Below are 23884 nucleotides of genomic sequence, written 5' to 3' on the forward strand. Positions count from 1 at the left end.
TTTCGACAAAGAACGGCCCGGATCAGCCGTGCGGCGCCCTTCGCTGGAGAGAAAGACCGCCTTGAACGCCATCACGCCGCCCGATCACGCCGCAACCGTCGCCGCGCTGAAGGAAGAGGTGCTGCATCGCCTCACCTTCACGATCTGCAAGGACGCGGCGACCGCCAGCCCGCGCGACTGGTTCGTCGCCACCGCGCTGGCGGCGCGCGACCGGGTGGTCGAGTCCTGGCTCGCCTCGACCAAGCGCAATTACAGCGAAGATCGCCGCCGCGTTTATTATCTCTCGCTCGAATTCCTCATCGGCAGGCTTCTGATCGATACGCTGACCAATCTCGGCCTAACCGCCGCCATGCGCGACGCGCTCGCCGAGCTCGGGGTCGATCTGGAGAAGCGGCGCGACGTCGAGCCCGACGCTGCGCTCGGCAATGGCGGGCTGGGGCGCCTCGCCGCCTGCTTCATGGACAGCATGGCGACGCTGGAAATCGCCGCCTGCGGCTATGGCATCCGCTACGACCACGGCCTGTTCCGCCAGACGATCAAAGACGGCTGGCAGCATGAATATCCCGAGGATTGGCTGTCTTTCGGAAACCCCTGGGAGTTCCCGCGCCCGGAAATCACTTATGACATTGGCTTTGGCGGCCATGTGGAGACGACGCGGCTGCCGGATGGCGCTGCGGCGCATGTGTGGCGACCCGGCGAGACGATCGTCGCCGTCGCTTATGACACGCCGGTGGTCGGCTGGCACGGCAAGCATGTGAACACGCTGCGCCTATGGTCGGCGCGCGCCCTCGATCCGCTGCGTCTCGACGCCTTCAACCAGGGCGACCATGTGGGCGCGCTCACCGAGCAGGTGCGCGCCGAGGCGATCTCCAAGATTCTCTATCCCAGCGACGCGACGCCCGCCGGCCAGGAGCTGCGGCTGCGGCAGGAATATTTCTTCGTCTCCGCGTCGCTGCAGGATCTCATCCGCCGCCACATGAAACAGACCGGCGACATCACGAAGCTCGCCGAAAAAACCGCGATCCAGCTCAACGACACACATCCGGCGATCGGCGTCGCCGAGCTGATGCGCCTTCTCGTCGACGTCCATGGCGTTGAATGGAAGGAGGCCTGGAAAATCACACAGGCGACCTTCGCCTATACCAATCATACATTGCTTCCCGAGGCGCTCGAGACCTGGCCGGTGTGGCTGATGGAGAAGCTGCTGCCGCGCCACATGCAGATCATCTATCTCATCAACGCCATGCATCTCGACGGCTTACGCGAGAAGGGCGTTGCGGATTCTGGCGTTCTCTCATCCGTCTCGCTCATCGACGAGCACAATGGACGCCATGTCCGCATGGGTCATCTCGCCTTTCTCGGCTCGCATAAGGTCAATGGCGTTTCCGCCTTGCATAGCGAATTGGTGAAGGAAACGGTTTTCAAAGATTTCCATCGTCTCTACCCGGATCGCATCGTCAACAAGACAAATGGCGTGACCTTCCGGCGTTGGCTGCTCGAGGCCAATCCGCCGCTGTCGCGCCTGCTGGCCGAGACGATCGGAACAAGCGTCTTCGACGACGCCACACTGCTCAACAAGCTCGAAGCCTTCGCGGACGACCCCGATTTCCAGAGCCGCTTCGCCGCCGCCAAGCGCGAAAACAAGGAGCGGCTCGCCGTTAAAATCTTCGAGAGCGTCGGCGTCAGAGTGGATCCCGACGCGCTCTTTGACGCGCAGATCAAACGCATCCACGAATATAAGCGCCAGCTCCTCAATGTGCTGGAGGCTGTCGCGCTCTATCTCGACATCAAATCGCAGCCGAGCCGCGATTTCGTGCCGCGCGTGAAAATCTTCGCCGGGAAGGCGGCGGCGAGCTATCATCAAGCGAAGCTTATCATCAAGCTCGCAAATGACGTCGCGAGCATTGTGAACGCGGACGCCGCGACGCGCGATCTGCTCAAGATTGTTTTCCTGCCGAACTACAATGTGAGCCTGGCGGAAGTCATCATCCCCGCCGCCGATCTCTCCGAGCAGATTTCGACCGCCGGCATGGAAGCCTCAGGCACAGGCAATATGAAATTCGCGCTCAATGGCGCGCTGACCATCGGCACGCTCGACGGCGCCAATGTCGAAATCCAGGAACATGTCGGCGACGACAATATCTTCATCTTCGGGCTGACGGCGCAGCAGGTGGCGGAAAGCCGTGCGCGCGGAATAGACGCGCGCGAGACGATTGCGGCGAGCCCACGTCTCGCCGAAGCGCTGCAGGCGGTGGCGAGCGGCATGTTCTCGCCCGACGATCCGCATCGCTATGCGCAGCTCGTCGATACGCTGACCTATTACGATCACTTCTTGATTACGAAGGATTTCGACAGCTATTGCAACACGCAACGCAAGGTCGACGCGCGTTGGCGCGACCAGAAGGCGTGGCGTCGCTCAGCAATACTCAACACAGCGCGCGTCGCGTGGTTCTCGTCCGACCGCACCATTCGCGAATATGCGGAAGAGATTTGGAAGGTTGAGGTTTAACTCGCGTTTCGTTTGAACCGCTCGTATTGGGACATGTCATTCCCGGCGGGCTGAAAGCCCGACCGAGAATCCAGAGCCACAAAAGCGCTGGTTCGGCTCTGGATTCCCGATCGCTCGCTACGCGAGCGTCGGGAATGACACCGGCCCCAAGTTACGTGACTATCACCCAACCGAGCGGCGCGACGAGCGCAGCGGCGAGCGGAGTTGAAGCTTGGTCACCTTGCGGGGCTCGGGCGGCGGCTCGAGCGCCAGAGGCGCTTCTTCGCGCTCGATGAGCGCAACTCTCGTCTCCTGGAATTCCTCGACCACGCGCCGGCCGCTCTCGGTCTCGGACACATGAGCTGCGCCGTTCAGCACGCCGCCACGCGTCACCTCGATGGCGCCGCAGTCCCATTTGCCTTCGACGCGGCCCATGGCGCGGACGGCCAGCAAATCTCGCGCGGCAATGTCGGCGTTGACGTAGCCGGAGATGTCGGCGGTCGACGCCTCGATCTTGCCTTTGACGACGCCCGTCGGTCCAACGAGAAGGTGTCGGCAATCGATCTCGCCATCGAACGAACCGTCGACCACGACGCTGCCGCGCGCCTTAATCGCGCCCGTTAGCTCGGCGCCTTGTCCGATATAGATGGAATCTTCCTCTTCCGGCCTGAACGTCGCCATGTCGATCCCCTCTTCGCGCAATTCCCAGCTCGCTTGAACGATTCGCTACGGGCGCAAGCTTAATCCGTTTTCGCGCTTTTGCGGGTCGATTTCATTTCATTTTTCAACACTTGTGTGGATAAACGATGTTCAGACAAACACCCCGGCGCAGGCTTGAGCGGCCGCCGCCTCGATCAGTGTTGATGAACATATCTGCCCGGCGCGGGCTCGAGTGGCACGAAGCCTTTTTCCGGCGCGCCCATCTGGGGCGCAGCAACGCGCTCCTTGGCGCTCTCCCGCTCCAGCCATGAGGCCCAGGCCGGCCACCATGAGCCTTCAAAAAGCTTGGCGCGTTCGCGCCAATGCTCGGCGCTGACATAGCGGTCGTTTCGCGGGCGCACGGCGAGATGATAACGCCGCCCCTCATGGCCGGGCTCGGAAACAATGCCGGCATTGTGCCCGCCATTGGTGAGCACGAAGGTCAGATCGTTATCCGTGAAGAGGTGAACCTTATAGACGGAGCGCCAAGGCGAGATGTGGTCGGTCTCCGTGCCGACAACAAACATGGGAACGGAAATATCCTTCAAGGCGATGACGTCGTCATTGACGGCGTAGCGCCCGGCGGTCAGCCGGTTTTCCAAAAACAGACCGCGCAAATATTGCGAATGCATGAGATAGGGCATGCGCGTCTGATCCGCGCTCCAGGCCATGAGATCGGTGGCGTGATCTCTCTCGCCCAGGAAATATTCCTGTATTGCCCGCGCCCAGAAGAGCTCGTTGGAGCGCAGCGCCATGAAGACGCCGGACATTTGATGCGTGTCGAGATAGCCCTGATCCCACATCATGTCTTCGAGGAACGCGACCTGCGCCGCATCGACGAAGAGCATGAGGTCGCCGGGCTCGCTGAAGTCGGTTTGCGAAGCAAGAAGCGTCATCGACGCCAGCCGATCGTCGCCGTCACGCGCCATTGTCGCCGCCGCGATGGAGAGCAGCGTTCCGCCGAGGCAATAGCCGGCCGCATGGATCTTGCGTCCGGGCAAGACAGCGTTGACGACCTCGATCGCTTCCATGACGCCGAAGGTGCGATAGTCGTCGAACTCGACGTCGCGGTCCTTGGCCGTCGGATTGCGCCAGGAGATCATGAACACGGTGAAGCCGCGCTCGACCAGATAGCGCACAAGCGAATGATGCGCGGCAAGGTCGAGAACGTAATATTTCATGATCCAGGCCGGAACGATCAGTATGGGCTCGGCCACCACATTTTCGGTCGTCGGCTGATATTGAATCAGCTCTATGAGATGATTGCGGAAGATCACCTCGCCCGGCGTCGCCACAACATCCTTACCGATTTCATAGCCATTGTCGCCATTGCCGGATTGCGTCGCGACGTCGAGAAAATCCTGAATGAAAAATTCGAGCCCGCGCAGCAAATTGGCGCCGCCTTCCCGCTGGGTTCGATCCATGACGACGGGATTGAGCCAGGGAAAGTTCGAGGGCGAAAAGACGTCGATATATTTCGTCGCGAGAAAAGACACGCGCGCGGCGTTGTTCGGCCGCATGCCGCGCAACTCTCTCGTCGCCTTGCGCCACCATTGCTGCTGCGACAGAAATGCTTGCTCGAAGAAGAGATAGGGAAAAGCCGCCCAGGCGGGATCGTTGAAGCGTCTGTCGGAAGGCTCGGGCGCAAAGGGGCGCTCCGCCTTGTCGCTGACGAGATTATGCATGCCGAAATGGGCAAGTCGCGCGGCCGAAGAAAAGGCCTCCATCGTCAGTTCGAGTTGACGTCCCGGCGACTGTGCAAGATGCGCCGCCCAGTCGATCCAGGCCGAGATTTGCGCATGCGGCGAAATGCCCTGGGTAAAGCGCGCGATGGTCGCCTGCGCGACGCGGTCGACGGTCTCGAAAGATTGTGGCCGCGTCAACGACATGAGCGGCGGCGGCGCACGGCGCTCGAGAGCGCGGGGAGCATCCGAGCTACGCTTTGTAACAGGCTGGTCCATGGCTGGCCCTTTACGTCCACCCTACTCTGCCGCCGCATTATAGCAAATGCGTGAAGGTCAGGCTAAGGGCCCTCAGCCAGCAGCTCGGTGATCGAGCCGTTTTCATGACGCCACCTGATCGCTTGCGCGAAGAGATCGGCAATTGAAACGATGGTTAAGCGCTCTCCCAGCGCTTGCGCCGTTGCATCGCCGCCATGCAAAGGAACGGCGTCTGTAATGACGACGCCGTCGATCGGCGCGTCCCGCAGCGTCTGCGCCGCGGCCTTGGCGAAGACGCCGTGCGTCGCCGCGACGAAAACCCGCGCGGCGCCATGCGTGCGACATGCCGCCGCAGCCCGCGCCGCGGTGCCGCCTCCCGCGATAAGATCGTCCAGGATGATGGCGACGCGTCCGTCGACATCGCCCGCGAAAATCTCTCCCGTAACGCGTCCTTCGCTGCGCGTCTTATCCATGAAAGCCTTGGCGACAGGGCGACGCAGCACGCCCTCCAGCCGTTGGCGGAACAATTCGGCGCGTTTCTCGCCGCCGAGATCGGGAGAGACGACCGCGGCGGGCGCTTCGCCGATCAGAGGCTCGAAGTGGCGCGCGAAAAGCGCATGAGCGTCGAGCGGAATTGTCTCGCAACGAAAGGCGTTCTCGAAAGCCGCGATATTGTGGACGTCGACGGTCATCACCGCGTCTGTCCGCATGGCCTCGAAGAGCTGCGCCACGTAGCGTGTCGTGATGGGATCACGCGGCTTGGTGCGACGGTCCTTGCGCGAAAAGCAAAGATAAGGCGCGACCGCCGTCACCCGCGCCGCTCCGGAATCTTTCAGCGCGCCGATGAAAAACAGAAGCTTCAGGAGTTTATCCGCGCTGCTTGCGCCTGCTTCGCCATGCAGGCTGAAGAGCGCATAGGCGTCATGGCCGCGCACGCTCGTAAGCGGGCGCAGCTTATATTCGCCGTCTTCGAATGCGCGGTCTTCAAGCGGCGCGAGATCGACGCCAAGCCTACGCGCGACGGCCTCGCCAAAAGCGCGGCTGGAGCCCTGCGCAAAGAGAGAGAGCTTCCCCATGACGGCGCCTATGCCTCCACGAGCCAGGATGCGATGCGCGGCCATTCATTTGCAATCGTGCTGCGCCCCATGAAAAGCGCAAGATGGCCGCATGGCGCGATCGCCGTCTCCACCGCGCCTGCGACAAGATCCGCGCCGGCCAGAGCCTGCCCCGGCGGCGCGATTGTGTCATGCTCGCCGACGAGCAGAAACAGGGGCTTGTCGAGCGCGCAAATATTCGCCGCCTTGCCCAAGGCCGGAAAGGCGCCCCGCGCCAGTAGATTCTCACGGAAAAGACGGCAGAACACTTCGCGGTAGTAGGGGCCCGGCAGATCGACGACGCGTTTGTCCCAACGCTGGAAGGCGACGACGGCGGCCTGTTCAGGAGGCGACGAAAAAGGCGGCCGGAGCTGCAGCGAGTCGACGAGTCGCCTCTCCTCGCAATCCTCTCGCGGCCAGAGCGGAGCCATCTGCTCGCCTTTCACAATGCCGCCGCCGCTCTCGATCAGCCGATCGATCACATGGTTCGTCGTTTTTTCGACTGGCTCGGACAGGGCCGAACATGCGGCCTGCAAATCGATTGGCGCGCCGGCGACCACGATACGGCGGATTTTGTGGGGAAAGCGCGCAGCATAGACGAGGGAAAACCAACCACCCTGGCACGGGCCGATGAGATCGACTGGCCCGCCGATGTCGTCGACCGCAACATTCAGCGCCGCAAGCTGAGCGTCGATGCCGACAAGCCGCGTTTCGGACGTGGCCGACTTCCATTCAGCGAGATAAAGCCTTTCACAGCCATTTTGCAGCAAAGCTTGAACAATGCTGTGATCCGGCGCGAGATCCGCAAGCTGAGCGTCATGAAGCGCATAAGGCGCGACGATAAGCACGGGCGCGCCTGCGTCCGAAACCGAAAAATCCCACAGCCGAAGCCCATTGAGCTCGAGCAAGAGCCGATTGGGCGTGCACCACTCGGGGCCGACGCCCGGCGCCGGCGCCGGAAAAGCGGCCTCTTCCAGCGCGCGGCGCCATATCTCCATGGTCAAGAGCGGCCAAGCGAAAGGATTTCGCGTCCATATGTCCCAGGCCATAGCCTTTTCCATCATGATCGAAGGCGGCCTATCATATGTGATGAACGGGCAGGAATGCGAATGGTTGCAAAGCTCGAACCAGGCGCTTCGGAGAGCGCGCTTTCAATTCGCGACAAGCTGCGCTTTCTCTGCGCGCCCTCCGCCTATCCGCATAAGCCGGCCATGGTCCAGCTGGTCGAGACGCATATGTCCTATGTCTTCCTTGCTGGCGCGCGCGCCTACAAGCTGAAGAAACCGGTGCGCTATCCTTTCCTCGACTTCTCCACCATCGAGGCGCGCGAGCGCGATTGCCGCGAAGAGCTGCGCCTGAACCGCCGCCTGTCGGAAGACGTCTATCTCGACGTGGCGCCGCTCACGGCAGTCGGTGATCGCCTGTCGCTTGGCGATACAGGCGAGATCGTGGATTGGCTTGTCGAGATGCGCCGCCTGCCGGGCGAGCTCATGCTCAACTCTCTGCTCCAGACCAGGGGCGTAAGCGTTTCACAGATTACGGCCGTTTGCGAAACGCTCGCGCAATTCTACCGGCGCGCAGAGCGCTCCAAGATTCGGCCTGAGCAATATATCGCGCGCTTCGCTGCCGAGCAGGACATCAATCGCGCAATGCTGACGCATCCCGGGATCGACGGCGCCCCGCAGATCCTCGAGCGTCTCGACGCGCGCCTCGCCGCCCAGCGCCCGCAGCTCGAAGCGCGCGTCACGGCGGGGCGCATCGTCGATGGGCATGGCGATCTACGCCCCGAACATATTTGCCTCACCGAGCCCGTCGTCATTTTCGATTGCCTCGAATTCAACGCCGAGCTGCGTCAGGTCGATCCGTTCGACGAGGTCGCCTTTCTGGGCGTCGAATGCGCGCAACTCGGCGCGCCCCACTTGTTGCGCCGCTTCATCGAGGCGCTTGCGTCGCATTTGGAAGAGGCCGTCCCGCCATGGGACTTGATCTGGCTTTACGCCGCCTGGCGCGCGGCGCTGCGCGCGCGCCTTTCCATCGCGCACCTGCTGGATGCGTCGCCGCGCCACCCGGAGAAATGGGCCCCTCTCGCAAATCGTTATCTTGGTCTCGCTGCGCGGGCGCTCGACGGCGGGTTTTAATCGAAGGGAGGAGGATTTGCCGTTCCAGGATCGTCAAGAAGCCGGCCAGCGCCTTGCCGAAGCGCTCAAGCGCTTCAAGGGCCCGGACACTGTGGTCTTCGCTCTGCCGCGCGGCGGCGTTCCTGTCGCCGCGCAAATCGCCAAGGCGCTCGGCGCGCCGCTCGATCTCGTGCTGGTGCGTAAGATAGGCGTTCCCTTTCAGCCCGAGCTGGCGATGGGCGCCATCGCGGATGGCGGCGAGCTCGTCGTCGCGCGCAACGAGGACGTCATCGCGCTCGCGGGCGTGACCGAAACGCAGTTCCACCGCGCCGTCTCCCATGAAACTGTGGAAATCGAACGCCGCCGACGCCTCTATCTTGGCGGGCGCGAACGCGCTGACGCGAAAGGACGCGTTGCGATCGTCGTCGACGACGGCGTGGCGACCGGCGCCACGACGCGCGCGGCGCTCCGGGCGGTCCGCGCCCGCGCGCCGAAGAAGCTGATCCTCGCCGTGCCGGTGGCGCCGACAGAGAGCCTCGGAGAGCTGCGCGCCGAGGCCGACGAGATTACCTGCCTGGAGTCGCATGACTATTTCCTGGGAGTTGGCTGCTACTACGCCGATTTCAGCCAGACGGAAGACGATGAGGTCATCGACCTTCTCGACCGCTATGGCGCCGAAGCGACGCGCGGCTAAATGCCTCCAAGGCGAACAGGCAAGGCCCCGTTAGGCTGAATGTCGCAAAATCGACTCGCTATCCAACTGACATAAGGCGCTGGAAGCGCCCAATGAGAGGGAAGGAAGACATGCAGCCGACCAAAAACACACGCGCGTCGGGGAAGACCGAGGCAGGCCGTTATGTCCGTTTCTTTTCGCAGATCGGGATCGCCGACGTGCCGCTCGTCGGCGGCAAGAATGCGTCGCTCGGCGAGATGTATCGCGAGCTGACGGCGAAAGGGCTTCTCATTCCCAATGGTTTTGCTGTTACCGCCGAAGCCTATCGGCATGCGCTCGACGCCGCCGGCGCTTGGCCGGCGCTGAAGGAATCGTTGCAAGGCTTGAATCCCGACGACGTGGACGATCTCGCCCGCCGCGCCGCCCGTGCGCGGGAAATCGTCTATGGCGCCGGCCTGCCGGCGGAGGTCGAAGCGGATATTCGCGCGGCGCTCGCGCGGCTGGCCGAAGAATATGGCGCGGAGCTGACGGTCGCGGTGCGCTCTTCCGCGACGGCGGAAGATTTGCCGAGCGCGAGTTTTGCCGGCCAGCACGACACCTATCTCAACATTCACGGCGAGGCGGCGACACTCGACTCGGTGCGCCATTGCTTTGCGAGTCTCTTCACAGACCGCGCCATCCGTTACCGGATCGACAATGGCTTCGATCATTTCAAAGTGTTCAACTCCGTCGCCGTCATGAAGATGGTGCGCTCGGACCTCGCCGCCTCCGGCGTGATTTTTACGATCGACACGGAAACCGGCTTCGAGGACGTCGTCTTCATCACAGGCGCCTATGGGCTCGGCGAAAACGTCGTGCAGGGCGCGGTCGATCCCGATGAATTCTATGTCTTCAAGCCGACCTATGCGCAAGGCAAGCGCGGCGTGCTGAAACGGACTTTGGGCCCCAAGAAGATCAAGATGATCTTTTCCAGCGGCGGCCGCGTCACCACGCGCAACATCCCCACCGACCGCAAGGAGCGCGAGAAATTCTGCATCGCGGATGACGAAGTTCTGACGCTCGCGGGCCAAGCGATCGAGATCGAGAAACATTACAGCGCCAAGGCGGGCGAACATCGCCCGATGGACATCGAATGGGCGAAGGACGGCGTCGACGGCAAGCTCTACATCGTGCAGGCGCGGCCCGAGACCGTCGCGTCGCGGCGCAACCGCAATGTCGTCGAGGAATATAAGGTCAAGAAGCATGGCGCGGCAAAAGTCGAAGGCCGCGCCGTCGGGGCCAAGATCGCTTTCGGCAAGGCCCGCGTCATCGCGCATTCGACCGAGTTGTCGAGCTTCTTGCCGGGCGAGATCCTCGTCGCCGACACCACCTCGCCCGATTGGGGCACAGTGATGAAATCGGCCGCCGCCATCGTCACCAATCGCGGCGGACGCACCTGCCATGCGGCGATCGTCGCGCGCGAGCTCGGCATTCCAGCCATCGTGGGCACGGATCGGGCGACGCATGTCATCCGCACCGGCGACCTTATCGCCGTGAGCTGCGCCGAGGGAGACGTCGGCAAGGTCTATGAGGGCGAAATCGATTTCGAGGTGGTGAAAACGGATCTCGCCAATCTGGCGCGGCCGGCGACGCATGTGATGATGAATGTCGGCAACCCCGATATCGCCTTCGGCATTTCGGCGCTGCCCAATGACGGCGTCGGGCTTGCGCGCATGGAGTTCATCATCGCCGAGTCGATCAAGGCGCATCCGATGGCGCTCATCCACCCCGAACGCCTCGACGCAAAGGAGCGTGCCGAAATCGAACGGCTGACGGCGCAATATGAGAGCCCAAGCACATTCTTCGTCGAGCGCCTCTCGGAAGGCGTCGCGACCATCGCCGCCGCTTTCTATCCCAAGCCCGTGGTCGTGCGCATGTCGGACTTCAAGAGCAACGAATATGCCTCGCTTCTGGGCGGGCGCGTTTTCGAGTGCCATGAGGAAAATCCGATGATCGGTTTCCGCGGCGCGTCGCGCTACGCTCACCCCAACTATCGCGAGGGCTTTGCGCTGGAATGCGCGGCGATGAAGCGGGTGCGCGACGATCTCGGTCTGACGAACGTCAAACTGATGATCCCCTTCTGCCGCCGCATCGACGAAGCACAGAAGGTCATCGCGCTCATGAGCGAATTGGGCCTCGAGCGCGGCAAGGACGGACTCGAAATTTTCGTGATGTGCGAGATTCCCAACAATGTGATGCTGATCGACGAATTCTCGAAACATTTCGATGGATTCTCGATCGGATCGAACGATCTCACGCAGCTTACGCTCGGCGTTGATCGTGACTCGGAGATCGTGGCTTTTGATTTCGACGAACGCGACGAGGGCGTGAAGACGATCATCCGCATGGCGGTCGAGGGCGCGCAACGCAACGGGCGTCATTGCGGCATCTGCGGCCAGGCGCCGTCGGACTATCCTGAGATGGCGGAGTTTCTGGTGCGCCTCGGCATCGATTCGATCAGCCTGAACCCCGACACCATCCTGCGGACAACGACGCGTATCGTCGACGTCGAAAAAACACTCGGGCGCGCGCCAAAAGCGCGCTAGAGCGCATTCTGCAAAAGCTGATGCGCTCCAGCTTTTTGAACCTGCGCGCTTTCTCATCGCTCGCATGATTCCATGCGAGCGGAAAGCGCGCTAGGGCTTGAAAGACAGGCCGCCAGCGACAGGTTCCGTTCGTCGCCTTCGTCGAACGCGACGCTCGTACCCGGCGCTTAAATGCTGCGGGTCATTGTGAGCGAAGCGACGCCATCCAGAGCGGCCTTGCGGCCCTGGATGGCGCCCTCGCCAAGCCTTCGCAATGGCGCGTTCAGCGGTGTAGCCGCAGTGGAAGGATGTCTGGCATGAACCCTGTCAAATTTGCTGTCGCGGCGGCGTTCGCTTGTGGGGCCGCCGCCATGGCGCCGAGCGCGGCGTCGGCGATGCCGATCGCCAATGTCGATCTCGCCCCGGCGCCGCAGATCGAGGATGTGGCCGCCGTGCGCGTGTGCAATGCCTATGGCCATTGCTGGTGGAGAGCGACTGGCCCTTATTACGGCTATAGGCGCCCCTATTACGGCGCTTATCGTTACGGCTGGCGCCGTCCCTATGGCTACCACTACGGATGGCGCCATCCTCACTACCGCCATTACGGTTATGGCTGGCGTGGCGGGCATGGCGGCGGCTGGCATCACGGCTTCGGCGGGCGCGGCCACTGGCGTTGACATCGCGAAAAACGGCCCGGCGGTACCTTCGCGCTCGGGCCGTTTTTCTCCAGCGGACCAAGCCGCCGGCGCATTGGAGAGTTAACGCCTGATCGGGCGATTACAAGGCAGGCCGTTGGCGGATTGGCGGCAATGGCCTTTTCCGATCATTGGCCCGGCGCGACCTCGTGTGATCACGCGAAATATGCGGACGTGCGCTTGCCGGCTATTTGCAGAAGAAGACTCTGGTCAACCCCGATAACGCCATCCGTGCCCGCCACCGAGGCGCCGAGCAGGATCGCATTCGCCGCGCCCGCCCCCGTATAGGACGCGCTCGTCGGGTCGACGCTGTTGGAGTCGTACATGGCGGCGAAGCGCGAGATGAAGGCTTCGAGCTTTTTGGGGTCCTGGAAATCCTTGATGTTCAGCTTTTGGTTCAAGAGCCGATATTGCGTGTCGACGGGCTGCGCCTTTGTGAGCGGCGAAATGCCAAGGGCGGTTTGCACCACGGTCAAGATGTTTTTATCGGCGAGTATGCCATAGGCGCTGGTGATGCTCGGCGCATGTTGCTTGAAATAGAGCGCCAGTTGGACGCCCGGATTTTGCTGGCCCTGATCCGTCTCCAGCGCATTTTCCGTGTAGCGGTTGACGACGCTGGAAACGAGCGTGGACGACTTGGTCGTATCGGCGCCTTTGGCGGCGAAGTCGAAAGCCTTGGCGAATGCCTGAATATTAGGATCGTTGAGCTTGTTTGCGAGCGCCTTGCTGCTTGTCACCCCCTGCTGCAAGACCTGCTTCATGAGGCCCTTGGCGTAGGTCCGGTCGCCCAGCCCAAAAGCTGACATCGCGTAGTTGAAGAGGCGCGGATTTTTGATCAAATCATCCGCGTTTTTTACCTTTCCGATATTCTCTTGGAAGTATTTGTTCGCTGTCGAGACCTCAGGCTTTTTGGCCTCTATCGCCTGCCACTTGCTCAAATTTTTCGAGATCTGCTGATAGCTGGAAATCGTCGACACTTTTGGGCTCCGGGGAAGACGAGGCGGGGGTCGAAATTCATCTTCGAGCGGCGCGCCGATTCTACCGAATCAACTTAGCCCAGAAGGCTTGCCAAAACCTTATCGGCAACACGGAGATTGCGCGCATCGCCGCAAGCCTTGCATCGCAAGATCGGCGGCGTCTCACGAGGTCGCGCTCGGCTTGTCTGCGAGGCCGGGCGCGGGCGGCTTGACGAGTTCATCCAGATCGGGCTCGCCGCAATTCGCCAATATTGCGCGTCTCGCCGCGTCGCGCAGCTTCAGCAAGGAAGCGAAATCCTTTTCGGCGGGGCTTATGGGTTTTCCGATCGTGACGCCGAGCGGCGCCCACCTTGGAAACCATTGCTCGCCGCGCAGCATGGAGCGCGTTCCGCGCAATGCGCCTGGGACGACGGCGAGGCCCGCCTCCGCGGCGGTTTTGAAGGCGCCGAGATAGAAGCCTGAAAGTCCCGCCCGGCGCGTGAATGTCCCCTCGGGGAAGTAAACCAGATTGCGGCCTCCCCGCGCCGCCGCGATGAGCGCGTCGATGTCGCCGAGGCTGCTCGCGACATCGTAACGGTCGACAAATTGCACCCCGAGGCGACGCAGGAATGGTCCGGCGAACATCTGCCGCGCCAGCTCCTTTTTGGCGACGAAAGCCGGCGCGCCCGGCAATATGGCGGTAAGGAGAATGGCGTCGGCGTAGCTCGAATGGTTGAAGACGAGCATGGCGTTGCCGTTCGGAATATTTTCCAGCCCGCTCGCGGAGATGGGAACGCGCAACGCGGCGAGCGCGCCATTGGCGAGGCGTCGCACGAAAGCCCAACGTCGTCCCAGCCCCGGAAGCGCCATCACGCCCAACCAAGCGGCCGCATAGCTCGAACCGATAACCAGCCACCACCAGACCGCATAAAGGCCGCCGCCGACGAAACTCAGGGAACGGCGCAATTGCGGACCGAGACCCGCGAGCGCCAGGTGTAAAAATTGCCGCCATACTGGCTGCTGCGCCCCCCCGACGGCGCCGCGCTCGTAAAGAGCCTTGGCGGCGCTTCTGCGAATTTTGCCGCTCGACGTCTTCGGAACGCTGCGCGGCGGCGCCAGCACGATCTCGTCGGCGATCGTCCCGCTGATGTCCGTCGTGACCTCCTGCACCTTTGTTTCGAGCCCTGCGCGCGCCGATGGGTCGGTTTCGGCGGTTTCGGCGAGCACGACGACGCGCTCGGTTCCCGAACGCGGATCAGCGGCGCCGAAGACGGCGACGCAGCCTTTGCGAATCCCGGGGATGCGCGCAACGGCCTCCTCGATCTCCTGCGGATAGAGATGCTGGCCGGCGCGGATGATAATGTCCTTGATCCGCCCGGTGATGAACACGTCGCCATTGGCGATATAGGCGCGGTCGCCGCTGTCGAGCCACCCGTTGTGAATGAGCTCGCGGGTCTTCGCCTCATTCATGAAATAACCCGCCGTCGCCGAAGGGCCGCGGAATTCGAGGCGCCCTTCCTGGCGCTCGCCCAGCTCGCGCCCGCCCTCGTCGACGATGCGTATGTCGTTGCCCGGCAAGGGCTGGCCGCTGGCCGCGAGTTCGATCGCCTTGGCGTCCGCTTCGCGCGCCGGCTTTGCAAGGCCGCGGTGCGTCAGGGCGTCCCGCTCGATGCGGTCGATCACAGGGCGACGGCCGGTCGGCGGAAAGGCGAGGCCGACGGCGTTTTCGGCAAGGCCATAGACGGGCGCCATCGCCTCTTCCCTGAAGCCGAAGCGGCGGAATTTCTCGCAAAAGCGCCGGAGCGTATAGACGCTCACCGGCTCGGCGCCATTGGCGACCATGCGCAAGGAACTAAGATCGAGTCCAGCAAGGCTCGCTTCATCCACCTTGGCGACGCAGAGTTCGAAGCCGAAATTCGGCGAGGCGCTCAAAGTCGCGCGAAAGCGATGCAAGGCCCAGAGCCAGTTCGCGGGCCGCGCCAGGAAGCTCAGAGGCGACATGACAAAGAGCGGCGCGGCGAAATAAAGCGAGCCGAGCCAGGCGCCGATGAGCCCCATGTCGTGATAGAGCGGCAGCCAGCTCACGAACACATCCTTGGAGCTTGCGCCGATCGCCGCGCCCATCGCTCTCACATTGGCGAGCAGATTGGCGTGGCTGAGCACGACGCCTTTGGGATCGCCGGTGCTGCCGGACGTGTATTGGATCAGCGCGATGGATTTCTCGTCGCGCGACGTAGGCAAGGCGACGTCCTCGGCGGCTGAAAGGCTTGCGGCGCTTTCGATGGAATCGAGACTCTCGACCTGTGCGCGCAAGAGCTGCGCAAGGCGCAGCCCCTCGGGCATGGTGACGAGAATACGCGCGCCGGCGTTGCGCAGAATCCCGGCCTGCCGTTGCAGATGATCCTCGATCTGCGACAGCCGCATCGGCGGATAGATCGGAACCGGCGTCGCGCCCGCATACAAGATACCAAAGAACACCGTGAAGAAATCGAGCCCTGTCGGAAGCATGATCGCGACCCGGTCGCCGGGCACGATATCCCGCTCAACGAGGCCAGCCGCAACACGGCGCGCCTGCAACGCGAGCTGTCCATAAGTCAGCTCGCCGATGATTTTGCGGTCATCCTCCAGCACGCTGAGATGGCGCCGCTCCGGATGATGCGCGACATGCCATTCGAGCGCCTCGATCAGCGTACGCGCGGTCGTTGGCGTCGCTGCGCTCGGCAAGGGCGGCGCCGCCGCGACCGCGCTCGGTTCGGCGCCCGCCCCAGTCGCTGGCGCAAGTTCGAGCGCCGCAAGCAGATCGCCGACCGTCTCGGCCTGGCTGACGGCGTCGAAGGCTAAGCGAACGCCGAAGCGCCGCTCGATGCGCGCACTCAGCTCCGTTCGCGCCAGGCTATCTATGCCGAGATCCTGTTCGAGTCTGCTCGCCGCTCGAACGCCGAAAGGCTGGCTCTGCTTCGGGCGCAGCTCATGCGAAAGCTCTTCCAGCAAAGCGATGAGGGCGACCTCGCGCGACGGCCCGCCCGAGGGGGCGTCAGATCGCGCATTTGCGTTCATGTCCATAAGCGGCGCAGCGCCTGAAACGGGACCTCGTTCTTTCGTTAGCTAGAGCGACTTCCTGAAAAGTTCAGGGCGTTTTTCGATAAGAACGCGCGCTATTCCGGCGCCTTTTCGGCGATCGGCATGACGCGGCTGGCCTGCGGCCCCTGCGCGCCCTCCTCTTCGACGAAGTTCACGCGCACGCCGAGCTCCAGATGGTCGTAACCCGGCTCCCTCACGCTATTGCGGTGGAAATAGATTTCGCGACCATCGACGCTCTCGAGAAAACCGTAGCCGTCCTCGCGCATCAGCCGTTTCACGACACCTGTCGGCGCCTCCTCGTGATGCTTCACTTTCCCGCGCATTTGCCCGACTTGATCCTGTAGCTGGCGTCCGGCGCGGCTGAAGGCGTCGTTGAGGGCAAATTCGAAGCGCTGAAAACGCTCGTCGAGATGCGGGGTGCGGTCGACGGCGACCTCCCGCTCGTCCGGCAGGGCCAGGTAAATATGAACCTCGTAAAGACCGCCGGTGCGATGGCGCCCGCTCGGCGCCTCGACCACGACACGGCAGGCTGTCATCCGCCCGAATTTATCCTCGAGTCGCTGGATGTGTTCCAATATTTGCTGACGGTAAACAGGCGATGGCTCCATGCCCTGAAAATCGATTTGAGGCGTTGTCTCCATGCTCCCGGCTCCCTGCTAGGGCTAGGGCGGCCGCGGCCCGCCCCGTTGTGAGCATCTAGGTCCGAGCCGGACATGAGCCAGCCTTGCGGCTGCGACATTTTGTTAGACTGACGACCGGAAGCAGCGCTTCACCATCGCCAGCTTCGCCGCCTTTTAAATTCGCTCCGTTCGCGATCACTGGCGACAGTGTGCGCATTTAGTCGTGACGCGGGGCGCCCGCGTCTTTGCGCCAACGTCTCTGTTCGCCGCAGCGGCTGCCAGCGTGGCGTGACAGTCTTCTGCGCCGAACGAAGCGCATGCAGCATGGGCTCGCATAAAAGGCGCCCGGCGCAGGGATCGTGACGATGCATCGGATCCCACAAGCCCATCGGCGTCCAGATGTTTCGATCATGCCATTCGGGCATGCCGAGAATAGGGTAGAGACATACGCCGCGCAGCGGCGCGCCTTCGCAAAGCAGCGTCTCGCACGCAGCCGCGACCTCAAGCAGCCATGGTCCGCGATTGTCGCCGACGTGGCTCGTTTCCGTGATCATCACATCGCGGCCATAGCGCTTGCAAACCGCGCGGATGAGATCGGCGAGCGGCGCGCGGCGCGGATCGTCGTCGGCAAGCGGCGGGATAACCCCTTGCGCATTTGGGAGGCCATCGAGCGCCCATTGATTGGTCCAATAATAATTGATCCCGACGACATCGAGATGGTCTGGACTGCCGCCCAATTCCGGCAGCAGCCGCCCGCAAAGCATGTCCCAGGATTGGAACACCAGCGCTTCGTTGAAATGATGGGCTTGCGCCGCAAGATCGGGCCGGTCGGGGGGCGCGACCACGCGGCAGAGCGGATCGACATTGACGAAACGCGCAGTCGGGCAAGCAGCGCGAATGGCGTCTATGCCCGCGATCGCCGCGCGCGCGAGGGCGACCTTGAGCTCGAAGCCGCGGCCCGTCGCATGCGGCGCGAACAAGCCCTTCTCGCCCGCCGCATAAGACATGAACGACGGTTCGTTTACCGGGGTGAAAACATGAGGGCCGTCCATATGCGCGGCGACATAGCGCGCGAAGGCGTAGCAGTAAGCCGCAAAGCGCCGGGGCAAAGCATTCGACCAGAGATCGAGGTCGTCGGGAAAGCCGTAGTGGAAGAGATCCCAGATCACTTCCACATGGTGACGCTTCGCCGCCTCGATGAAGGGCTTCACAGTGGAAAAGTCGTGGCGTCCGGCAATATCGACAAGCGGCCAGCGAACCGTTTCCCGGACCGCGTGAAGGCCGACCCCGGCGATGTCGCGGTAATCCTCGTCCGCCATGGCGTCATGGCCGGTCGCGGCCACGTGATCGAACCATTCGCCATGCCGGTTGTAGCCGGTCGAGCCCTCGAAGCCGGCAAGAAAGAAGCTGCGAAACATAATTTTCCTCCGCATTCATTATTGGCCAAAGAGGAGGCGAAATGCGCGCTATCCGGCGCGCAGGCGATCGACGGAAGCCTCGGCCGTCGCGAGGCGTCCCACTGCCGCGGCGCCGCCGGACACGAGGCCGCGATAAGCGTCGACGAGCGGGGTTTCGATCCGCGCCAGACGCCTTTTGGGATCTGGATCGAGATCCCAGAGGCCCATTTGCAAGAGATGGTCGTGCAACGGCCGCAGGCCCTGGCGATAGGCCCAGGTCACCAGCGCGAACATCGGCCACCAAGTATAACCGATCATAGGAATTCCCTGCGCGCGCAGCGCGCCCACCGCGGCGACGGAGCGGCGCAGCCATTCGAGCCGCCGCTCGACCGAACCCTTGTCCGCCGTCTCGGAGATCATCAACGGAACGCCGTAGCGCTCGAAATACATATGTCCGATCTTCTCGACCAGATCGCCGGAGGCATAGGGCATTCTGATCCGCAGCCGCCCTTCGTGGTCGCGCAGAATCCGTTTCTTGGTGAAGATCGGATAGAGATTGACGCCGATGATCGGCAATTCCAGCGGCTCACGCGCAAAGCTTTCGAGCCGCTTCTCATCCGCCCCATTGCTGCGCAGCCAATTCCAAAGCGCGTGCCCCGGATTGACCCGCCCGCTGATAAGGTCGAGCGCAAGAAAGACGAGTTCCTGACGCCGGGCGGCCTCCGCCGCGAGCGCTGGATCGTCGGTCTCGAAGACATCCGTGGCGTCCACATGGAAGGGCGTGATTTCGGGATCGACCCGGCGTAGCGCCCGCACCGTCTCCACTATGCCTTGGCAGATCGCGAGCATGAGCGCGACAAATCCGCGCCAGCTTCGCTGATAGGGCGGCCACCAGCCGAGCCGGCCGCAATACCAAGCGGTGATGCGCGGCTCGTTCAGCGGCGTGTACCACCGCACGCGCCCACGGAACCGCTCCGCCAGTCGCGTGGCGTATTCGGCGACGTAATGTGGGTAATCCGGGTTGAGAAAAGCCTGGTCGATCCAGGCCGGCAGGCCGTAATGGACGAGATCGACGATCGGATCGATCTTTAGCGAGAGCATCCGCTCCAGCGCGGCGTCGACGAAATCCCATTGCCAGACATTGGGCGCAGGTTGGATGCGATGCCAGGGAACGCCGTAGCGCGCGCAAGGCGCGCCCAGTTGCGCCATCAGGCCGATGTCTTCGCGCCACCGGCCGTAATGGTCGGTCAGCTCATATTCGTCCAGCGTCCGCCCAGTTCCGCGATGCGGAGCCGTTATGAAAGTGTCTTCGATTCCCACCGCCCATAAAAATGCGTCGGGCGAGGTAAGTCGCCCGATGTCGGACGCGCCGGGAAGCATGATCAACCGCGACCCGAATGGGGCTCGCCGCCGGCCCCGCGCGTAAGCGGCGCCGCCGCCGCAGGCGTGAACGATAGGGGTCGCCGGGCGCTCGATCTCTGCGCGAAAGGCATTGTGTTCCCTTCATGCGTTGCGCCCGAGTCGGTTACGGTCGCAGATCGTCTCGGTAAAGCCCAACAACGCATCCAGAAGGTTTTTGTTCCTGTACGGGCGGGCCTCGCCAGCTCTGTTTGCGACGAGAATTTTTCCGGTCCGGAGGTTGCGGCGTCTACCCAGTGCAGACGAGGAATTGCCACATAAACGTGGCCTATAGCAGCGGCCGTACAGACGGACCGGGTTACTTCGTCTCCGACGCACCACGATCCTGTCTGCGAATCGACGCCCACGGGCTAATTTTGCGCTTGATTTCAGCTCACCTTACCAAGGCAGTTCTCGTGCTTCATTGACGAAAATACCATTGGGTCCCTCCTCGTCGAGCAACGCGAAGTTGACGGCAATGACGGCCGCCTGTTCGGGCGTGCGTGTCCCTGAAAAATTGGTCGCCTCGGTCGCCGTGTAGCCCGGGCAAATGGCGTTTACCTTGAACCCTTTATCTCTCAGTTGGTCGGCATAGCTGACGGTCAGCGAGTTCAGCGCCGCCTTAGATGCCGCATAGGTGGGAAGCTTGATGGCGCTATAAGCCCAGTTCGGATCCGCGCGCATTCCGAACGAACTCAGTTCCGACGATACGTTGACGATGCGCGGACGGTTAGATTTCGCCAGGAACGGCGCCATCGCTTCTGTGAGTCGTAAGACGCCGACGACGTTAACCTCCAAGGTCTGCCTCATCTGTTCGGCGACGGACAACGTCGGGTGATAATCCAACCCAATACCGGCGTTGTTGACCAGAGCGTCCAGTCGGCCGTATTCTCTTTCGATCAAGTCAGTAAGCGCCAATACGCTGTCTTCGTCCGTAGTGTCCAGTTGCACCGGCCTGACGCGTAGCCCCTCCGCCTGCAGCGGGATACTCGCCTCTTTGCCTCGGTCGAGATCGCGGCACCCAAGCAGCACATTCACGCCTTTATGACGGGCCAGCCCGGTTGCAATGGCGAGCCCGATGCCGCGGTTCGCGCCGCTGACCAAGACGATAATCTCTGTTGTCCCCATTATGTCCGTCCCATATGTGCAAGCGTCACGCCGGTCCTCCACGCGAACACGGCCGTCGACGCAGGAGACACTTCGGCCGAGCTTGGCTGAAGGGCTTGCATAGGCAAGCGGACACCTTGTATAAAACCTCAAGCATGGTTGAGGTCAAGGGTTTTTCGCATTGGACAGACGTGGGACACCGCCCCAGCAAATGACAGTGGGCGAAGTGGCGCAACGGAGCGGCGTCGCCGTTTCGACTTTGCATTTTTACGAGGCCAAGGGGCTCATCGCGGCAACCCGCAGCCGCGGCAATCAGCGGCGCTTTTCGAGGGATATTCTGCGTCGGATCGCCATTATCCGAGTGGCGCAGCACCTGGGGCTGCCGTTGGCGGAAATCACTGCCCTTCTGAAGCCGATACCAGCCGGAAAACAACCTACAGCCGCTGCTGTCCGTGAGATGGTCGGCAACTGGCGGCAGTCCTTGCAGGCTCGCATCGACGGACTGACCCGATTGCGCGACCATCTGGATGGCTGCATCGGGTGTGGATGCCTGTCGCTAGAGGATTGTCCGCTACGTAATCCCTCCGACGAGTTAGGCGCCACCGGCTCGGGGCCAGTGCTGTTGCAGCGCGATCAGGCATGACTCGCAAGACAAGGTCGATGCCGTCTTGGCGGCTCGTCTTGGCTTTTCGTACCGGCGATTTCAATTCTCATTCGCTTCATCATCGCCAGCCAGTCAGCGATGCAGCCAAGTCAGGGGCAAGAAATCATGCAAGGGCTATTGCAGCAGCTATCGCCGGAAATCCTGAGCGCCATGCAAAATATGACGACGTCGCTCCTTGCCGGCGGCGCCATTTTCACCGCATTGGCACTTGTCCCCGGCGTCGCGTGCAATCCCGGAAAGCCCTGGTGGCGAAATCGCGGCCTCGCCACAGACGGCTGCTTTCTGGCGCTGAATGCGATCCTGGCCACGTATCTTTCAACTGCCGTCGCAATCGCTCTTGCCTTGACTTTGACCTTGTTCCTCCCGGCGGTCGAAATTATCCGGCTGCTGCAGGGGAACGGCCTGTTTGCGCGTTTCCCGCTTGCCGCGCAATGCGCGCTCTATTTGGCCATATCCGATTTTTTGCTTTACTGGATTCACCGTGGGTTCCATCGCAAAATTCTCTGGCCGTTCCACGCGATTCATCACGCGAGCGAAGACGTCGATTGGACGAGCGGATACCGCATGCATCCCATCAATTTGGCGCTGAGCGCCCATTTGGTTCCGTTGCTGATGCTTTATCTTGGCATCCCACTCGAGGTCATCATCCTCCTGGCGCCCTTGGACACGGCAGTCGGCTATTTTGTGCATTCCAATCTCAACTGGACTCTCGGCCCGCTGCGATATGTGATTGCGACGCCTGTCTTTCACCGCTGGCATCACACCCGATCCAATCAGGGCGGCGCGGCCAATTTCGCGCCGACCTTCGCCATTTGGGATGTCCTGTTCGGCACGTTTTTCATGCCGGCCGGCGCGCTTCCGGCGCGTTACGGTATCGACGACCAAGCCTTTCCGCCGAGATTCACGCGCCAGCTCATCTATCCCTTTGAGGAGCTGCTTCGCCTTATCGGCCTTCGTAAGCGTTTGCCGCCGGTTGAAGGATCAACGCTCTAATCTGCTTTACCGCCTTCTCGATCTTTATGGTGAGCAACGCCTGCCCACGCTCCGCCGAAGCTCTCTTTGGATTGCCGATGACGCCGCTCACGGCAAAGGGCGACGCCTCATTGACGCGCGAGAGATCGACGCCTTTCGGATTTATCGCCATCAGCTCGGAGGTATCGACAATGCCGGCATGCTCTCCAATCGAGGCCGGCGTTTCGCCTTGGGCTTTCAAAAGATCATTCTGAGCCGCAATCGATCCGTAATAATCCGAGACATCGAAAACGCGCACGCCGTCGCCGGCCCATTCGCGCGTCAGACGTGTCGCAACCTCTGCTTGCGGCCCGACGCTGCCGCCATGGTCGGCAATGAGACATATATTCTTGAACCCGCTCCCTCTCAGGCTGCGCGCCGCGCCCTCGAGCACTCCGGCAAAAACCTCTTCGGGCACGCCGATGGTGCCGGGAAATTGCATCAGGCCCTCGCCCTCCGGAACAAAGGAGATCACCGGCGCCACCAGAGCGTTACCCAGCGCGCGCGCAATCTCGTGTGACGTCCTGCGAACGATCTGGTCGTGTTTTCCCAAGACCATATGCGGGCCGTTTTCCTCGATCCCCCCGCTCGGGACGATGACGGTCGTGTAGCCTTGCTCGATCGCCTGGCGCAGCTCCACCCAGGTCATATCGGCGATGTCGAGGCGCTCCGGCGCCGAAGGCTTGCTCGCCTGCGCAGCGGCGCCCGACGCGATGAGAACGACAGCGAACAGGCTCACAGCGCCGCGAAACGACCTCACGAACATCGGCTATCCTCGAACATCTCGGCGCAGCGCTATTTTTTCTGCTCGAGGCTCAGCATATAGGCCACGACCTCGTCGATCTGGAAATCGGCAAGCTCCGGATTGGGCATCTTCCCATGCGGGGTTCTCAAAAATCCCCGAAGAAACGCTTCAGTCACGCTCGGGCGGCGCATGATGCGCAAAAAGCTCGGCGCCGGCGGTTTCAAAATCGGCCGCGTCGTCTGGTCTTTGGCGACAACATGACAGGCCGCGCAGACCTGGAGCGCGAATTTATGGCCCGCGATGCGCGCATCGGCGGCGAGCGAATTCGATTCCTGGCCGACGCTCGGGACGACGCCGCCGAGGAGGCTCGCGATTGCCGCAAACGCAAAGAAAGCCCGCCCCACAATCCAGAGCCGCAAAAGCGATGATTTTGCTCTGGATTCCCGATCGCTTCGCTGGCGCGAAGCGTCGCGAATGGCGCCGAACCAATCGAGCGGATCTCTTCCCATACCCGCGCGCCTCACTTGTATCGAAGCGCCTGGATGGGGTCGAGGCGCCGCTTTCCTTGCCGGATAATAGCCGAAAAATATGCCCAGGTCGCTTGCAGCCGCGCCGTCGTTCGCTTGATCCGATCG

19 protein-coding genes are annotated in these 23884 nt (G+C 62.3%); 7 read left to right on the plus strand and 12 right to left on the minus strand.

The window, feature by feature from the left end; translation table 11 throughout:
• Positions 1–28 precede the first annotated feature (28 nt).
• Complete coding sequence (locus tag QMG84_RS16455) at positions 29–2509, plus strand: glycogen/starch/alpha-glucan phosphorylase (RefSeq protein ID WP_434085962.1); 2481 nt, start codon at positions 29–31, stop codon at positions 2507–2509.
• A 162-nt stretch (positions 2510–2671) separates the two neighbouring features.
• Here QMG84_RS16455 and QMG84_RS16460 read toward each other — a convergent pair whose 3' ends face one another.
• From QMG84_RS16460 to QMG84_RS16475, 4 genes are all read right to left on the minus strand, one after another.
• Positions 2672–3169 carry a bactofilin family protein gene (locus tag QMG84_RS16460; protein WP_281929241.1) on the minus strand — a complete coding sequence of 166 codons (498 nt, stop codon included), beginning with the start codon at positions 3167–3169 and terminating at the stop codon, positions 2672–2674.
• Positions 3170–3342: 173 nt separating this feature from the next.
• Positions 3343–5148, minus strand: coding sequence for a PHA/PHB synthase family protein (locus QMG84_RS16465; RefSeq protein ID WP_281929242.1), 1806 nt, complete (start codon positions 5146–5148; stop codon positions 3343–3345).
• Positions 5149–5210: 62 nt separating this feature from the next.
• Positions 5211–6203: a ribose-phosphate diphosphokinase gene (locus tag QMG84_RS16470; RefSeq protein WP_281929243.1), complete on the minus strand. Its 993-nt coding sequence runs from the start codon at positions 6201–6203 to the stop codon at positions 5211–5213.
• 8 nt (positions 6204–6211) lie between these two features.
• On the minus strand, positions 6212–7270 hold the full coding sequence (locus QMG84_RS16475) for an alpha/beta fold hydrolase (protein ID WP_281929245.1): 1059 nt from the start codon (positions 7268–7270) through the stop codon (positions 6212–6214).
• A gap of 60 nt (positions 7271–7330) precedes the next feature.
• Here QMG84_RS16475 and QMG84_RS16480 point away from each other — a divergent pair, with 60 nt between their 5' ends.
• From QMG84_RS16480 to QMG84_RS16495, 4 genes are all read left to right on the plus strand, one after another.
• Entirely contained in the window at positions 7331–8359 is a 1029-nt protein-coding gene (locus QMG84_RS16480) for a hypothetical protein (protein WP_281929246.1), read from the plus strand.
• 16 nt (positions 8360–8375) lie between these two features.
• Positions 8376–9032: a phosphoribosyltransferase gene (locus QMG84_RS16485; RefSeq protein WP_281929248.1), complete on the plus strand. Its 657-nt coding sequence runs from the start codon at positions 8376–8378 to the stop codon at positions 9030–9032.
• A gap of 110 nt (positions 9033–9142) precedes the next feature.
• The gene (gene ppsA, locus QMG84_RS16490; protein WP_281929250.1) at positions 9143–11596 is read left to right on the plus strand and encodes a phosphoenolpyruvate synthase; all 2454 of its coding nucleotides are present in this window, start codon (positions 9143–9145) and stop codon (positions 11594–11596) included.
• Between the two features lie 296 nt (positions 11597–11892).
• Positions 11893–12252: a hypothetical protein gene (locus tag QMG84_RS16495; protein WP_281929251.1), complete on the plus strand. Its 360-nt coding sequence runs from the start codon at positions 11893–11895 to the stop codon at positions 12250–12252.
• 173 nt (positions 12253–12425) lie between these two features.
• Here QMG84_RS16495 and QMG84_RS16500 read toward each other — a convergent pair whose 3' ends face one another.
• From QMG84_RS16500 to QMG84_RS16525, 6 genes are all read right to left on the minus strand, one after another.
• Positions 12426–13247, minus strand: a complete 822-nt coding sequence (locus QMG84_RS16500) for a DUF1217 domain-containing protein (protein WP_281929253.1) — start codon at positions 13245–13247, stop codon at positions 12426–12428.
• A gap of 162 nt (positions 13248–13409) precedes the next feature.
• Positions 13410–16289 carry an AMP-binding protein gene (locus QMG84_RS16505; protein ID WP_281929254.1) on the minus strand — a complete coding sequence of 960 codons (2880 nt, stop codon included), beginning with the start codon at positions 16287–16289 and terminating at the stop codon, positions 13410–13412.
• A 92-nt stretch (positions 16290–16381) separates the two neighbouring features.
• Positions 16382–16843, minus strand: a complete 462-nt coding sequence (locus QMG84_RS16510; protein ID WP_281929256.1) for a cold-shock protein — start codon at positions 16841–16843, stop codon at positions 16382–16384.
• A gap of 233 nt (positions 16844–17076) precedes the next feature.
• The gene (locus tag QMG84_RS16515; RefSeq protein ID WP_281929257.1) at positions 17077–18345 is read right to left on the minus strand and encodes a glycoside hydrolase family 1 protein; all 1269 of its coding nucleotides are present in this window, start codon (positions 18343–18345) and stop codon (positions 17077–17079) included.
• A gap of 48 nt (positions 18346–18393) precedes the next feature.
• Positions 18394–19704 (minus strand): family 1 glycosylhydrolase, encoded by a 1311-nt coding sequence (locus tag QMG84_RS16520; protein WP_281929259.1) that lies wholly within the window; start codon positions 19702–19704, stop codon positions 18394–18396.
• Positions 19705–20121: 417 nt separating this feature from the next.
• On the minus strand, positions 20122–20850 hold the full coding sequence (locus QMG84_RS16525; RefSeq protein WP_281929260.1) for an SDR family oxidoreductase: 729 nt from the start codon (positions 20848–20850) through the stop codon (positions 20122–20124).
• 190 nt (positions 20851–21040) lie between these two features.
• Here QMG84_RS16525 and soxR point away from each other — a divergent pair, with 190 nt between their 5' ends.
• Both soxR and QMG84_RS16535 read left to right on the plus strand, forming a co-directional pair.
• The gene (gene soxR, locus QMG84_RS16530; protein ID WP_281929262.1) at positions 21041–21472 is read left to right on the plus strand and encodes a redox-sensitive transcriptional activator SoxR; all 432 of its coding nucleotides are present in this window, start codon (positions 21041–21043) and stop codon (positions 21470–21472) included.
• A 126-nt stretch (positions 21473–21598) separates the two neighbouring features.
• Positions 21599–22486 (plus strand): sterol desaturase family protein, encoded by an 888-nt coding sequence (locus tag QMG84_RS16535; RefSeq protein WP_281929264.1) that lies wholly within the window; start codon positions 21599–21601, stop codon positions 22484–22486.
• Here the strand turns inward: QMG84_RS16535 and QMG84_RS16540 are convergent.
• A complete protein-coding gene (locus tag QMG84_RS16540; protein WP_281929266.1) occupies positions 22437–23270 on the minus strand; it encodes a creatininase family protein in 834 nt (277 codons plus the stop codon). The two genes, QMG84_RS16535 and QMG84_RS16540, sit on opposite strands and share 50 nt — an antisense overlap.
• Positions 23271–23299: 29 nt before the next feature.
• Positions 23300–23758 (minus strand): hypothetical protein, encoded by a 459-nt coding sequence (locus QMG84_RS16545; protein WP_281929267.1) that lies wholly within the window; start codon positions 23756–23758, stop codon positions 23300–23302.
• Positions 23759–23884 lie beyond the last annotated feature (126 nt).

This window comes from Methylocystis iwaonis (assembly GCF_027925385.1).
In the GTDB taxonomy this organism is placed as follows: Bacteria; Pseudomonadota; Alphaproteobacteria; order Rhizobiales; family Beijerinckiaceae; genus Methylocystis; species Methylocystis iwaonis.